The organism is Micromonospora sp. DT227 (assembly GCF_049841835.1).
In the GTDB taxonomy this organism is placed as follows: domain Bacteria; phylum Actinomycetota; class Actinomycetes; order Mycobacteriales; family Micromonosporaceae; genus Micromonospora.
Genome location: NZ_JBNCLA010000001.1, coordinates 1,697,042 through 1,711,924 on the forward strand (window position 1 = coordinate 1,697,042; position 14,883 = coordinate 1,711,924).

The window sequence follows — 14,883 nt, forward strand, 5'->3', positions numbered from 1 at the left end:
CTGGGGGGGCAGCCACACCACCTCCCGAACCGAAAAGGTGACCCATGCGAAGCCGCAGGATCCGCCTCGCGTCGACCGCCGCCGCCACCGTCCTGGCCGCCGCCACCGCGCTCTCCGTCGTCGCGCCGGCCGAGGCGCACACCGTCGCCCCGGCCAACGCCAACGCGTCCACCGCCACCCGCAACGTGCTCAACTGGCTCGCCCACCTGCCGAACCGCAGCAGCAACCGGATCGCCTCCGGCTTCTTCGGCGGCTACAGCAACAGCGGCTTCTCGCTGAGCCAGACCGAGGAGCTGCGCGCCGCCACCGGCCAGTACCCGGCGATCCTGAGCTGCGACTACGGCTCCGGCTGGGCGACCAACAACGACATCACCGCGCTGGTCGACTACTCCTGCAACTCGTCGCTGAAGTCCTGGTCGGCCAGCGGGGGCCTGGTCACCATCAGCGTGCACCTGCCCAGCCCGGCCAACGCCAACGGCGGCGGGCTGAACACCCCGATGGGCAACTTCGCCGACCTGCTCAACCCGTCGACCGCCGCCGGCGCCCGCTGGCGTCAGCTCCAGGACAAGATGGCCGCCGGCCTCCAGGACCTGGAGAACGCCGGGGTACCGGTGCTGTTCCGACCGTTCCACGAGGTCAACGGCGACTGGTTCTGGTGGGGCAACCGCGACCCGAACACGTTCAAGCAGGTCTGGCAGCAGACGTACACCTACCTCACCGGCACCAAGGGGCTGGACAACCTGCTCTGGGTCTACTCGGCCGACTTCAGCCGGGGCAACCGCACCACCTACTACCCGGGCAACTCCTACGTGGACGTCGTCGGCATGGACGCGTACGACGACAACCCGCAGGTCTCCGGCATCCAGTCCGCGTACAGCGAGCTGGTCGGGCTGGGCAAGCCGTTCGCGTTCGCCGAGATCGGGCCGGACAGCCAGGGCTCGTTCGACTACGGGCGCTGGGTCACCGCGTTCCAGCAGAGCTACCCGAAGACGTCCTACTTCCTGGCCTGGAACGACGGCTGGGGCCCGGCCCGCAACGCCGGCGCGAGCACGCTGTTCACCAACTCCTGGATCGCCAACCGGGGCGAGGTCGACCTGGGTAACGTCACCGAGCCGGGTGGCGGCGGCACCACCCCGCCCCCGTCCGGCGGCACGCTGCTCAACGGGTTCGAGTCCGGCACCGAGGGCTGGACCGGCGCAGGAGTCACCGGCGGGCCCTGGCAGGTCACCGAGTGGGCGGCGGAGGGCACCCGCTCGCTGAAGTCCGACGTCAACCTGGGCGCCGGGGCCGCGTACCTGAAGAAGACCGCCACCACCAGCCTGAGCGGGCGCGGCACGCTGCGGGCCACCGCGCGCGTCGCGCCGTGGGGCAGTTTCGGCACCGGCAGCCAGGCGAAGCTCTACGTCAAGACCGGCGCCGGCTGGCAGTGGTTCGACGGCGGCTCGGTCGCGGTCACCTCGGCCGGGGTGAACCTGTCGCTGTCGCTGGCCGGCGTGGCCAACCTCGGCGACGTGCGGGAGATCGGCGTGCAGTTCGTGCCGGGCAGTGGCGCGGGCGGCACCTCGGCGATCTATGTGGACAACGTCACCGTCCAGTGACGACGGGTCGGTCCGGTCCGGCTGGCTGTCGCTGTTGGGCGGTTATGTTCCGGCGCGCTACACGTCGCGTGTCCGCCGGATAGCATCCAGCGGGACCGGACCGGACCCCCGGTCCGCGCCGACTCGAACCACGGGGGATTCGTTGTCAGTTCGCCATGCCCGTCGATGGGGAGCCGCTCTCCTCGGCGTCGTCACCGTCTCGACACTGCTGGGTGGTGGGACCGCGTCGGCCGTCAGCGGCGCCACCCCGGTGCCCGACGGCACCTACGCCTTCACCGCCAAGATCACTTTTGGTGACCTGCGCGCCTGCACCGGCGCGTTGGTCGACCCGAACTTCGTGGTCACCGCGAAGACCTGCCTGACCGACGGCACCGGCCCCGTCGCCGCCGGCGCCCCGGCCCGCCCCACCACAGTCGTCGTCGGGCGTACCGACCTGACCGGCACCGCCGGGCACGAGCGCGCCGCCGTCGCGGTCCTCCCGCACCCGGACCGGAACCTGGCGCTGCTCCGGCTCGCCAACCCGGTCACCGGCATCACCCCGGTCGCGCTCGCCACCGCCGCGCCCGCCGCGGCCGACACGCTGACCATCGCCGGGTACGGCCGTACCGCCACCGAGTGGGTGCCGGACCGGCTGCACGCGGCCGACTTCACCGTGCAGGGTGTCGGCACGGCCACCGCCGACGTCACCGGCGCCTCGGCCGGGGCCACCATCTGCCGGGGCGACGCCGGTGGCCCGGCGTTCCGCGTCGTCGCCGGTACGCCGCAGCTCGTGGCGATCGGCAACACCTCCTGGCAGAAGGGCTGCCTCGGCGAGACCGAGACCCGCGACGGGGCCACCGTCACCCGGGTGGACGACCTGACCGCGTGGATCCGCGAGCGGACCGCCGACGTGCAGATCTTCGGCGTGACCGCCACCGGGCAGCTCACCTACGGCGTCATCGACGCCGCCAGCGGCGAACTGCGCGCCAACCGGGTGTCGACCGCGACGCTCGGCTTCACGCCCAAGGCGATGGCCACGCTGAACGAGAACACCATCCTGGTGACGGACACCGGCGGCAAGATGTACCGGCTGGACGTGACAGGCGTCGACCCGCTGACGTTCACCACCACCTGGGTGATGGACGGCTGGTCCTCCTACGACCGGCTGACCTACGACGGCTACGGCTCGCTCTACGGGCAGGTCGGCTACGAACTGCGTCGCCGGACGCTCACCACCGAGAAGCCGACCTCGCAGAACGACCTCGGGTACCCGGTGACGGTCGCCGCCGGCTTCAGCCAGAAGACGCTCACCTCCCCGGCGCCGGGCCGTATCCTCGGCAACCTCACCGACGGCCGGCTGCTCTCCTACCGCATCAACGGAGGCGGGCCGGAGGGGTTCATCCTCAGTACGCTCGCCACGACCGGCTGGGCCGGCTACACCCACGTGCTCTCGCCCGGTGGCGGCTGGTACTTCGCCCGCACGGCCGGCGGCGGGCTGGACCGCTTCCGCGACGCGAACCCGGTCGACGGCAGCGGTGCCGACCTGACGAAGTCCACAGCGGTCAGCACCAGCGGCTGGAACCAGACCCTGCTGTCGGCGCGGCCGTGGCACGGCGTCATCTCGGTCTTCGGCGCCCGTCCGGACGGCCGGCTCACCTACACCGCCCTCGACCCGGTGACCGGCGCGATCGTGGTGCGGACGGTCTCCGAGCAGACGCTCGGCTTCACGCCCAAGGCGCTGGCCACCCTCAGCTCGGACACCCTGCTGGTGACCAACGGCGGTGACCTCCACCGGGTCGACGTCACAAGCGTCCAGCCGCTCACCTTCACCCGCACCACCGAACGCCTCGGCGGCGGCTGGACGCACGACCGGCTGGTCTACGACGGCAACGGCTCACTCTTCGGGCAGGCCGGCAGCGTCCTGCACAGGTACACGGTGGCCAAGGCCAAGCCGGCCGACGCGACCACCGACCTGCCCAACCACGTGGTGCCGATCGCCAGCGGCTTCGGGGTGCAGTCCCTCGGCGCCAACGGCAAGGGGCATCTGATCACCACGACCAGCACCGGGGCCCTGGCCACCTACGTCGTCACGCCGGCCGGCGCCTGGGACGGCCGGTTCGACCCGGCGACCAGCGGCTGGACCGGGGTCACGTCGATCTTCTCGCCGGGCGGCGGCCAGTACTACCGGCGCGACGCCAACGGTGTGCTGACCGGCTACCTGGAAACCAGGCCGTTCGACACGAGCGGCGCCGACCTGGCGGCGTACGTGCCGACCGGCACGGCCAGCGCCGGCTGGGACGCGATCCTCTCCGCCCAGTCGTACGACTCCTGGCCGGACAGCACCCGCCGCTGGTGATCCGCACCAGAGTCCGATGAGGACGCGGGCCGTCTCCACCGCGGTAGGACGGCCCGCGTCACGTCCGGTGACCGACACCGGACCGAGTCTGGCGGCGGCCCCCGGCGCTGACTAGGCTTGCGCCGTTCGTCGTCCGCCGTCCGGTCCTCATCACCGAGGGCGCACGTCTGGAAGAGAGCCGGAGCGCATCGTTGTCCCCCCGCACGACGTGAGCCTCGCCGCCGCGGCGCCGGCCCGTCACCCGCTCGCCGGCCGTGTCGGACTCGTCGCGGCCGCCGTCGTCGTACTCGGGGAAATGATCTGGCTGGTCGCCGCCCTGCCCGGCGCGGCGCTGGTCAGCGACCTCGGCGCGATGGCGGTGTCGAGCTGGGCGGCGGTGCTCTGCGTCGGCGCGGCCCGCCGGCACCCGGTCCCGCTGCGGCGGTTCTGGTGGCTGCTCGCGACCACCATGGCCCTCGCCGCGCTCGGCCGTACGGTGTGGACAGTCGAGCGGCTCAGCGGGCTCGACCTGCCGCACACGCCGCTGGTCGGCGGGCTCTTCACCGCCGGCATCGTCACCGGCACCGCCGCGCTGCTCTGCTCCCGGGCCGGCGGAAGCAGCCTCATCGGGCAGGCCCGCACCCTGCTCGACGGCGTGATCGTCGGGCTGGCCCTGATCCCGATCGGCTGGGTGGTGGTGTTCCGCGACCTCGCCGCCGCCGACCTGTCCGACCCACTGCGCACGTTCGGGCTGCTCTACCCGATGTTCGACCTGATGCAGCTCACCATCCTGGTGGCGGTCGCCGGGCCGGGCCGGCCGATGTGGCGGGCGCTCACCCTGATCGGCGCGGGCCTGGCGATCCGGGCCGGCGCCGACGCGGTCTACGTCTCCCTCGTCGCGCACGGCAGCTACGCCCCCGGGCACCCGGTCGACGTCTGCTGGCCGCTGAGCTACCTGCTGGTCGGCCTGGCCACCCGCTATCCGGCGCCGGGTTGCGGTGACCGGGAGGACGACGCCGGCGAGTCGCCGCTGCCGCCGTGGTGGCGGGTCGCGCTGCCGTACCTGCCGGTGGGCGGCGCGATCGTCGCGGTGATGGTGTCCCGGCAGCCCACCGGGCAGACCCCGCACCTGGTCTTCGTCGGCATGATGGCGCTGCTCGGGGTGCTGGCGCTGCGGCAGGGGCTGGCCGCGAACGAGAACCTGCGGCTGGTCGCCCGGCTGCGCCGGCTGGCCTACTCCGACCAGCTCACCGGCCTGCCCAACCGGCTGACCTTCATCCGGCGGCTGCGCCGCGCGCTGCGGGCGGGCGGACCGGTCGCCGTGGTGCTGCTCGACCTGGACGGCTTCAAGCAGGTCAACGACCGGTTCGGGCACGCCGCCGGGGACCGCCTGCTCACCACCACCGCGGCGCGCATGCGGGACGCGACCGGTCCGGACGGGATGATCGCCCGGCTCGGCGGCGACGAGTTCGCGGTGCTTGTTGGCGGGGACCGTCCGGTGGCCCCCGAGCGGCTCGCCGTGCGGCTGCTCGCCGCGCTCGAACCGCTGCCCGGCGAGGAGGACCTCGGCGTCCACCCGTCGGCCAGCATCGGCATCGCCGAGTACGGCCCGCAGCACAGCTCGCACACCGACCTGCTGCGCGACGCCGACATCGCCATGTACGCGGCGAAGGCGGCCGGCAAGTCCGCGTGGCGTACGTGCACGCCGGAGCTGCGCGAGTCGGCGGTGAGCCGGGCCGAGCTGATCGCCGACCTGCGCCGCGCGGTCGACGAGGGTCAGTTGCTGATGGAGTTCCAGCCCATCGTCGACCTGGCCACCGGCACGGTGCGTAGCGCCGAGGCGCTGGTCCGCTGGCGGCATCCCCGGCTCGGCGTGCTCACCCCGGCACGGTTCCTGCCGCTGGCCGAGGAGACCGGGCTGATCCTGGCCATCGACCGCTGGGTGATCCACGAGGCGTGCCGGGCCGCCGCGACCTGGCGGGAGCGGGCCCCCGAGGTGACCGTCGCGGTCAACATCGCCGCCGCCCACCTGTGCCGGCCGGACCTGATCGCCACGGTCACCGGCGCGATGGGGGCGGCCGGGCTGCCGCCGCGCGCGCTCACCCTCGAACTCACCGAGTCGGCGCTGATCGAGGGCAGCGAGGCGGTGCTCGACCGGCTGGCCCAGCTACGCGACCTCGGCATCCGCATCGCCATCGACGACTTCGGCACCGGCTACTCGTCGTTGAGCTACCTGCACCGGATCCCGGCCACCGAGCTGAAGATCGACCGATCCTTCGTGTCCCGGCTGGGCGCCGGCGACTCCCGCGCGTACGCCACCGTGGAGATGGTCAACCGGCTGGCCGGCGCGTTCGACCTGGCGGTGGTGGCGGAGGGGGTGGAGACCGGCGCCCAGCACGCGGCGGTCACCGCGATCGGCTGCCGGCAGGGCCAGGGCTGGCGGTACGGCCGTCCGAGCGCCCTGCCGGACCTGCTGCCCACGCTGGCGCACGAGAGAATCAGCGGGTGACTTGACCCTCACGCTGCGGGAGGCGGGAGCCTTGGTCGCGGAAGGGAGGGAACCCATGGCGTACACGGTGGGTCAGGTGGCGCGGGCGGCCCGGGTGACGGTCCGCACGTTGCACCACTACGACGAGATCGGGCTGCTGCGGCCGAGCGGGCGGACCCCGGCGGGCTACCGCCGCTACGACGACCGCGACCTGGACCGTCTCCAGCTCATCCGCTACTACCGCGAGCTGGGGTTCCCGCTTGACGAGATCGCCGCGATCCTGGACGACCCGGACGCCGACCCGGCGGCGCACCTGCGCCGGCAGCACGAGCTGCTCTCCGGGCGGATCGGCAAGCTCCAGGAGATGGTCGCGGCGATCGAGCGCGCGATGGAGGCGAGGAAGTTGGAGATCCGATTGACGCCGGAGGAGCGGTTCGAGGTGTTCGGGGACTTCGACCCGGACGAGCACGCCGAGGAGGTGGAGCAGCGCTGGGGTGACACCGAGGCGTACCGGCAGTCGCAGCAGCGGGCCAGCCGCTACTCGAAGGAGGACTGGCTGCGCAACAAGGCGGTGAACGAGGACTGGGGGCGGCGGTTCGCCGCGCTGATGGACTCGGGCGCGCCGGCCGAGGGCCCGGAGGCGATGGCGCTGGCCGAGGAGCACCGCCAGCTCATCACCGAATGGTGGTACGACTGCTCGTACGAGATCCACACCGGGCTGGCCGACATGTACGTGGCCGACCCCCGGTTCACCGCGTACTTCGAGACGATCCGGCCCGGGATGGCCGCCTACCTGAACGAGGCCATCCACGCCAACGCGATCAGCCGGGCCTGAGCCCGCCCCGCGGCCCAGGTGACGACGATCCTCGGCGTCGAGGCGCCCTGAGCAGGGCTCGTGGCCCGGGCTGGCCTGGGTCAGACAGTGCCACGGGTCGCCTACGAACTTGATGGCAAGAATGGGTCAGCACGGCGGCTGCGGTTGGCCGCGCACTGGCCGACCCATTCACGCCATCAAGTTCGTAGGCGGTGCGAAGGCATCCTCGTTCGTCGCAGCCGGGCAGCCGGGCAGCCGGGGCTAGACGAAGACGTCGAGCAGGAGGACGCCGAGGAAGCCGACCACCGAGATGATGGTCTCCATCACCGACCAGCTCTTGATGGTCTGCCCGACGGTCAACCCGAAGTACTCCTTCACCAGCCAGAAGCCGGCGTCGTTGACGTGCGAGAAGAACAGCGACCCGCAGCCGATCGCCAGCGCCAGCAGCGCCACCTCGGGGCCCTGGAGCGTGGCGGCCAGCGGCGCGACGATGCCGGCGGCGGTGATGGTGGCGACCGTGGCCGAGCCGGTGGCGACCCGGATGCCGACCGCGACCAGCCAGCCGAGCAGCAGCGGCGACAGGTTGGCGCCGGTGGCGGCGTCCGCGACCAGGTTGCCCACGCCGGCGTCCACCAGCACCTGCTTGAAGCCGCCACCGGCGGCGACGATCAGCAGGATGCCGGCGATCGCCGGCAGCGAGCCACCCAGGAAACCCGAGACCTGGGTACGGCTGAAGCCGTTCCGGTAGCCCAGGAAGACCATGGCGAAGATGACGCCGGCGAGCAGCGCGACGATCGGGGTGCCGGCGATGTCCAGCGCCTTGCGGCCGGCGGTGTCCTCGTCGAGGGTCAGCTCGCCGATGGCGCGCAGCAGCATGAGCGCCACCGGCAGCAGCACGGTGACCACGGCGGCCCAGAGCGCCGGCGCGCGGCGGGACCGCGGTCCGGCCGGCTCGTCGATCGACGCGCCGGGACGACCGGCGCCGGGGTTGACCAGGTCGTCCTCGGTGACCAGGTCGCCGTCGGCGTCGGCCCGCCCGTCGCCGGGGCGGGTGGGGCTGCGGTCCCCGGCGACCGCCAGGTCACGCCGGGTGGGCAGCAGCGCCTCCGGCGCGGTGGCCGTCACGTACCGGGAGATGAAGGTGCCGAACACCGGGCCGGCGATGATCACCGTGGGGATCGCCACCAGCAGGCCGAACGCGAGCGTCTGGCCGAGGTTGGCGCCGAGCGCGTCGATCGCGACGAGCGGGCCCGGGTGCGGCGGCACCAGACCGTGCAGCACCGACAGGCCGGCCAGCGCCGGGATGCCGATCTTCATCAGCGGCACGTCGACCCGGCGCGAGACCAGCAGCACGATCGGCACCAGCAGCACCACACCGACCTCGAAGAACAGTGGCAGGCCGATCAGCGCGGCGACCCCGGCCATCGCCCAGGGCAGCGCGCCGCCGGAGACCCGGCTCACCACCCGTTCGACGATGCTGTCTGCCCCGCCCGACTCGGCCAGCATGCCGCCGATCATCGCGCCGAGCGCGATCAACAGGCCGACGCCGCCGACCGTGGAGCCGACGCCGCCGCTGAACGAGGTGACGATCTTGTCGGCGGAGACGCCGGCGACCACGCCCAGCACCGCCGCGCCGAGGATCAGCGCCAGGAACGGGTGCACCTTGCCCCAGGCGATGAGCAGCACCACCGCCGCGATGCCGAGCAGCGCGGCGACGACGAGTTGGGTGTTGCCGGCGTTCGTGAGTGGTTCCGCCGGTGCGGCGAGCAGTGTGACCACGGCTATCACGACCTCTGTTCGGTCATCTGGGTGGGGCGGTGGGTGGTGGCTCCGGCGGCAGGCTCGGGGCCAGCCGTCGCAGCGACGCGAACGTCGGCACGAGCGCGTCGTACAACTCGGAGAAGAGCGGGAGCAGCGCCGCGTACGTGGCGGCGGCGGCGGGATCGGGGCGGACCGTCTCCTCGATCCGGACCAGGTCGGCGGCGACCTCGACCGAGGGGATCAGGCCGAGCGCCTGCATGCCGAGCAGTGCGGCGCCGAACCCGGAACCCTCGTGCCCGGCCGGGAAGCGCACCGGCATGCCCAACGCGTCGGCCAGGATCTGCCGCCACAGCGGGCTGCGCGCGAAGCCGCCGCTGGCACGGACCTCGCGGACCTCGTTGCCGGCCGCCCGGACCGACGCCAGGACCAGCGCGAGCTGCTGGCAGACCCCCTCCAACGCGGCCCGCACCAGGTGGGCGCGGCCGTGGCCGTGGGTCAACCCGACGTACGCGCCGCGCGGCAGCGAGCTCCAGTGCGGCGCCCGCTCGCTGAGCAGGTACGGCAGCATGATCAGCCCGCCGGAGCCGACCGGCGCCTGGGCGGCCAGGCCGAGCAGTTCCTCCTCGGCGTGCTCGCCCAGCTCCGGGGCGAGCGCGTCGTGGGCCCACTGGAGCACGATCCCGCCGTTGTTGATCGCGCCGCCGACCACCCAGCGGTCCTCGGTCAGCGCGTAGCAGAAGACGCCGCCCAGCGGGTCCACGCCGGGGCGTTCCACCATCACCCGCATCGCGCCGCTGGTGCCGATCGAGCAGGCCACCACGCCGGGTCGGACCGCGCCGAGCCCGAGGTTGGCCAGCGGACCGTCGCCGGCGCCCACCACGAGCGGGGTGTCCGCCGGCAGGCCGGTGGCCCGGGCGGCCTCGGCGGTCAGCCCGGGCAGCACGTGCGTGGTGGGGACGAGTTGGGGGAGCTGCTCCTCGGTGATGCCGGCGACGCGTAGCGCCTCGGTGTCCCAGGCCAGCCGGTGGATGTCCATCAGGCCGGTGGCGGAGGCGACCGAGTGGTCGGTGACCAGCGCCTCGGCGAGCCGCCGCAGGACGAGATCCTTGATGCCGACCCAGTGCGACACCCGCTCGTGCAGCTTCGGCTCCTGCTCGGCGAACCAGACCAGCTTGGACAGCGGCGCCATCGGGTGCACCGGCGTGCCGGTGCGCCGGTGCAGGGCCAGCCCGGACGGTGCGGCCCGCAGCCGTTCGGCCTGCGCGCTGGCCCGGGAGTCGGCCCAGGTGATCGACGCGGTGAGCGGGTTGCCGTCGGCGTCCAGCCCGATCAGGCTGTGCATCGCGGTGCTGAACGACAGGCCGGCGACCGGCCGACCCAGCTCGTCGACGACCGCGCGGATCACGCCGAGGACGGCCTGGTAGATGAGGTCCGGGTCCTGCTCGGCCCAGCCCGGGTGCGGCTCCTCCAGCGGGTAGCCGATCGAGTGGCTGGCCAACTGCCGGCCGTCGGTGTCGAACGCGACCGCCTTGCTGCTGGTGGTGCCGATGTCCACGCCCACCACGACGGCCGGGTCGCCCACCGGTGCACCTCCACTCGCCGCCGGGGGCCGCGGACGCCCCGCCTTGCGGCTGACGTTACCGACGTGTCCACCGGCCCGCATGGCGAAGCGGGGCCGCCGGAGGCGGACCCACACGAAACATGAATCGCCGCGGCGTTTTCCGCCGATTGCGGCCGTCAATCAGCCAATCGGTCTAATTGGTGACTTTGGCGTGTCTTCGTACCCCTGCTTCGCCGTTGATACGGATAACACCCCGAATGGTGGGCTCGCGCGGCGGAGGAGTCGGCGTGGCGATGACTGATTCGACGGGTTCCACATGGCGTTACCGGTGGGCACACCGGCAGAACGAGCGGCGGCAGCGGGCCTTCCGCGCGGCCGACGAGGCGTGGCGACGCCGCGACGACGAACTGCGTCGCCTGCGTACGCTCGCGGTTTCCTTTCACGGCTCGGTGCGGGCCGGCATGGGCCTGCCGATGGAGCTGGCCCCCGGCGAGGTGGTCTTCTGGACGCTGCCGGCCGCGCAACTGGTCGAGGTGCGGCACACCGCCGTGCTGCCGGCCCCCGAGCTGACCGTCGACCCCGACCCGGCGGTGCTGCGCCCGCGCCGCCCCGAGGGGGTGCGGGTGGTCGACGCCGGGTTGGCCGTGCTCACCAACCGGCGGCTGGTGCTGCTCGGCGGGCGCGGGCGGCGCGACTGGGCGTACGGCCGGATGACCGGGCTGTCCCACGACCCGGCCGCGCCGGTCACCCTGATCCAGGTGCTGGACCGGCGGCGTACCTCGGGACTGCTGCTGCCCACCGGCGCGGCGGCCGACTTCCGGTTCACGCTCACGCTGGCCTTCGCCGACGCGATCGAGCAGCGCGCCGCGGTCGTCGCCGAGCTGGACGAACTGCTCGACGAGCACGCGGAGTCCCGCCCGCAGCGCCCGGCCGTGCTCACCCCAGGCCAGGCCCGGCCCTCCGCGCTGGTGCCCGGCGGCCGGCGGACCGTCGCGGTGGGCGCGGCGCTCGCGTTGGCCGTGCCGGCGATGCTCGTCGAGTCCAACCCGCCCACCCGGGCCGGGTCGGAACGCGCCGCCGCCGCCACCCCGGCGGCCACCGGCACGCCCGCGCCGCCGGTCGTCGCCCCCGCCGTCCAGGTCCGGCCCAGCACCGACCCGGATCCGCGCCGCACCCGGCCCGCGTCGCCGCGCGACGCCGTCCCGCAGCCGGCCACCGAACGGCGCTGCGGTGCGCCGGTGAACCCCTTCGGGTACGACTTCTGCGGCGGCGACCGGATCCGCAAGCCGGCCGCAGGCGTGTGCGACTGGTTCGAGTGCGTACCCGGGTTCTGGTCCGGTCGGGGCTGGCTGGTGCAGTGCCGGGACGGCACGATCAGCCGGACCGGCGGCCAGCGCGACGCCTGCGCCAACCACCGAGGCCCGCGCCGCCCCCTCTTCAGCTGAGGTGTAAGGCGGGGCCCCCGGTTAACGCTTCTGGTATAGGCGGGGCCCCCGCTTAACGCCCCGGGCGCGCAGCGGCAGCAGGCCGGCCAGGACCAGCGCGGCGCCGACCGGCAGCAGGTCCAGGTTCACCGCGATCGCCACGAACCCGACCAGCACCAGCACCGGTGCCCACACCGGCAGCAGCCGCGCCGCCGCCGCGCGGTAGAGCAGCACCAGCAGGCCCAGCTCGAACAGCACCGGGCCGCCGAACAGCACCACGCCGGGCGTGTCCACCGCGTCGGCGAAGCGCGGGAACAGGTCGCCCAGGATCACCCAGACGAAGGCGGCGGTGCCGACCAGGCCGGCCACCGCGGCCACGTCGTCGAGCGTCCGCAGCCGGCCCGACCGGGTACGCAGCAGGCCGTGTAACCCGACGATCAGCGCGCCGAACCCGAGCACGCCGAGCAGGAACAGGGTGTGCCCGGTGTTCCACGCCCAGGCGCCCTTGTCGCTGTGCCCGTCCAGGCGGTCGAGCAGGCGCAGCAGCCCGTAGCCGAGCAGCAGCAACGCGGAGGTCACCGCGACTGGCCGCAACCAGCGGTACGCGGGAGGAGTCCGGGAATCGAGAAGGCTCATTGCCCCAGCGTGTCCGCCGCCCGTCGCCGGGACATCCGGGAGCCGCCCCGCACCGCGCCCGGATCAATCCGCTCGCATCCCGTAGGGGTGCTCGGTTAGCGTCCGGCCGTGTCCCGCACCGTGACAGTGGTCCTGGTCGACGCCGCCGGCCGGCCGCTCGGCGCGCTGCCTCCGTTCGACGTGCCGGACCCGTGGTGGCAGCAGGTCGCCTCCGTCGTCGACGGCGTCCGCCACCGGTACGGCGTCGGCGTGGCCGTGCTGCGGCTGCTCGACGCCGACCGTCCGCACCCACCCGGCGGTCACGTCCGCTACCTGGCCCAGCGCACCGAGACCTCGGCCGCCGCCGCGGTGCCCGGCATGCCCCTGGAGCCGGTCGTGGTGGACCGCGCACCGCACCCACTGCGCCAGCCGTGGGCGGAGCCCGGCGGCCCGGCCCGCAGCGTGGCCTGGGCCACCGACGAGCTGCGCCGGCTCGGCCGCCCGGTGACCGCCGTGGCGCAGCAGCGCACCTGGAACCTCTCCGCGATCTGGCGCCTGGAAACCCCACCGGGCCCGGCCTGGCTGAAACAACTCCCCCCGTTCGCCCACCACGAACCCGCCGTCCTGACCTGGCTGACCACCCTCCCGCCCCCCACCTCCCTCGCCTCCCCGGTCGATCAAGGAGTTCGTGTCTCCGTCGATCTCTCCGGCGACGCGAACTCCTTGATCAACGACGCCGAGGCCGGGCCGGGGGTGCTGGCGGTGGGTGGGGAGGGACGGGTGCTGGTGGAGCACGTGCGGGGGGAGGACCGGTACGGGGCGGGGGAGGCGGAACTGGCCGGCATCTCGGTGGTGCACCATGCGGTGCAGGTGCGAGCCGTGGGGGCGGTGGGTCGGCTGGTCGCGGACGGCGTACCCGACCTTCGGGGGGTGCGGCTGGGTGGGTGGATCCGGAGGCGGCTGGCGGGGCACGACGTGTCGGTCGCCGCGGAGCTGCTCGACGGGCTCGACGAGCGGCTGCGGCGGGTCCGCGACTGCGGGCTGCCCGACACGCTCGTGCACGGCGACCTGCACCCCGGCAACGTCCGCGGCGACGGCACCCGGCGCGTCGTCATCGACTGGGCGGACGCGTTCGTCGGCCACCCCGCGTTCGACGTCCTGCGTCTGGCCGAGGGCCTGGCCGCGCCGGCCGCCGCCCGGCTGATCGACGCGTGGGCCGACCGGTGGCGGGCCGACGCGCCCGGCTGCGACCCGCACCGGGCGGTCGACCTGCTCCGGCCGGTCGCGCCGCTGCGGCTGGCCGCCGGGTACGCGATGTTCCTCGCCGGCATCGAGCCGAGCGAGCACCCCTACCACGCACTCGACGTGCCGGCCGCGCTGACGCGGGCCGCCGCCGAGGCGCGACGCTAGACCCGGCGCACCGGGATCCACAGCTCCGCGTCGGCGGTGCCGCCGCCCTCGGCGATCCGCACCCGGGAGATCTCCGGTCCGGGGCGGATCTCGTACGGGTTGGACGGGAACCACTGGGTGAACACGTCCCGCCAGAGGTGCTGCAACGCCTGCGGGAACGCGCCGGAGCTGCGGAAGACCGCCCAGTCGCCGGCCGCCACCGGCAGGGTGTCCAGGTCCGCCGGCACCGGGGCGCCGGTCACCACCGCGTACCAGTAGTCCAGCTCGGTGCCCTCCGCGCGGGAGCCGGCCAGGTCGTCGCTGACGTTGACGATGCCGTGCGGCTCCTGGTCGGACAGCGCCTCGATGCGGCGTACGGTGGTCGGGTCCACGCTCTTGACGAACGCCACGATGTGCGGGTTCATCCCCTCGTGGACCAGCGGCACGCGGGCCTTCCGGCCGGCGAGGTGGCAGGCGTCCTTGGTCACGATCCGGTAGTCCATGCTGCTGCTGCCCTCGACGACGAGCCGGAACGACATCCGGGGCTGGGATCGCAGCACCGCACCGGTGCGCCGTGCCTGCGCCGGGCCGACGCCGTGCACGGACCGGAACGCGCGGGCGAACGCCTCGTTCGACCCGTAGCCCCACCGGATCGCCACGTCGAGCAGCGACTCCCGGTCGGCGAGCACGTCGGCGCCGGCCAGCGTGAGCCGGCGCCGGCGCACGTACTCCGACAGCGGCATCCCGGCCAGCGCCGAGAAGAGCCGCCGGAAGTGGTGCTCCGACGTGCAGGCGACGCGGGCCAGCGCGGCCACGTCGAGCGGCTGGTCGAGCCGTTGTTCGAGGTGGTCCATGGCCTGGTTGAGCCGATCCAGCACCGGATGCTCCTTCCTGGGTTCGCCCTCGACGCCATGGTTCC

Annotated in this window: 10 protein-coding genes; 6 read left to right on the forward strand and 4 right to left on the reverse strand. The window is 73.6% G+C overall.

Going from position 1 to position 14,883, the window contains the following annotated elements; all coding sequences use genetic code 11:
* The first annotated feature begins 44 nt into the window (after positions 1-44).
* The 4 genes from ACLQ2W_RS08595 to ACLQ2W_RS08610 all read left to right on the forward strand — a co-directional run bounded on the left by ACLQ2W_RS08595 (position 45) and on the right by ACLQ2W_RS08610 (position 7,235).
* The gene (locus ACLQ2W_RS08595; protein ID WP_425785918.1) at positions 45-1,598 is read left to right on the forward strand and encodes a glycosyl hydrolase; all 1,554 of its coding nucleotides are present in this window, start codon (positions 45-47) and stop codon (positions 1,596-1,598) included.
* Between the two features lie 142 nt (positions 1,599-1,740).
* Positions 1,741-3,933, forward strand: a complete 2,193-nt coding sequence (locus ACLQ2W_RS08600) for a S1 family peptidase (protein WP_425785919.1) — start codon at positions 1,741-1,743, stop codon at positions 3,931-3,933.
* A gap of 295 nt (positions 3,934-4,228) precedes the next feature.
* Positions 4,229-6,421 (forward strand): putative bifunctional diguanylate cyclase/phosphodiesterase, encoded by a 2,193-nt coding sequence (locus ACLQ2W_RS08605; protein WP_425785920.1) that lies wholly within the window; start codon positions 4,229-4,231, stop codon positions 6,419-6,421.
* Between the two features lie 55 nt (positions 6,422-6,476).
* Positions 6,477-7,235, forward strand: a complete 759-nt coding sequence (locus ACLQ2W_RS08610) for a MerR family transcriptional regulator (RefSeq protein ID WP_425785921.1) — start codon at positions 6,477-6,479, stop codon at positions 7,233-7,235.
* Between the two features lie 240 nt (positions 7,236-7,475).
* Here ACLQ2W_RS08610 and ACLQ2W_RS08615 read toward each other — a convergent pair whose 3' ends face one another.
* On the reverse strand, positions 7,476-8,993 hold the full coding sequence (locus ACLQ2W_RS08615) for a GntP family permease (RefSeq protein ID WP_425785922.1): 1,518 nt from the start codon (positions 8,991-8,993) through the stop codon (positions 7,476-7,478).
* A 22-nt stretch (positions 8,994-9,015) separates the two neighbouring features.
* The gene (locus ACLQ2W_RS08620) at positions 9,016-10,557 is read right to left on the reverse strand and encodes a gluconokinase (protein ID WP_425785923.1); all 1,542 of its coding nucleotides are present in this window, start codon (positions 10,555-10,557) and stop codon (positions 9,016-9,018) included.
* A gap of 266 nt (positions 10,558-10,823) precedes the next feature.
* Between ACLQ2W_RS08620 and ACLQ2W_RS08625 the strand changes: the two genes are divergently transcribed.
* On the forward strand, positions 10,824-11,981 hold the full coding sequence (locus ACLQ2W_RS08625) for a hypothetical protein (protein ID WP_425785924.1): 1,158 nt from the start codon (positions 10,824-10,826) through the stop codon (positions 11,979-11,981).
* A gap of 21 nt (positions 11,982-12,002) precedes the next feature.
* Here the strand turns inward: ACLQ2W_RS08625 and ACLQ2W_RS08630 are convergent, their stop codons facing one another.
* Positions 12,003-12,596, reverse strand: a complete 594-nt coding sequence (locus tag ACLQ2W_RS08630; RefSeq protein WP_425785925.1) for a hypothetical protein — start codon at positions 12,594-12,596, stop codon at positions 12,003-12,005.
* A gap of 108 nt (positions 12,597-12,704) precedes the next feature.
* Between ACLQ2W_RS08630 and ACLQ2W_RS08635 the strand changes: the two genes are divergently transcribed.
* A complete protein-coding gene (locus ACLQ2W_RS08635; RefSeq protein ID WP_425785926.1) occupies positions 12,705-13,985 on the forward strand; it encodes a phosphotransferase family protein in 1,281 nt (426 codons plus the stop codon).
* Here ACLQ2W_RS08635 and ACLQ2W_RS08640 read toward each other — a convergent pair.
* Positions 13,982-14,842 (reverse strand): AraC family transcriptional regulator, encoded by an 861-nt coding sequence (locus tag ACLQ2W_RS08640; protein WP_425785927.1) that lies wholly within the window; start codon positions 14,840-14,842, stop codon positions 13,982-13,984. The genes ACLQ2W_RS08635 and ACLQ2W_RS08640 overlap by 4 nt on opposite strands.
* Positions 14,843-14,883: the final 41 nt, after the last annotated feature.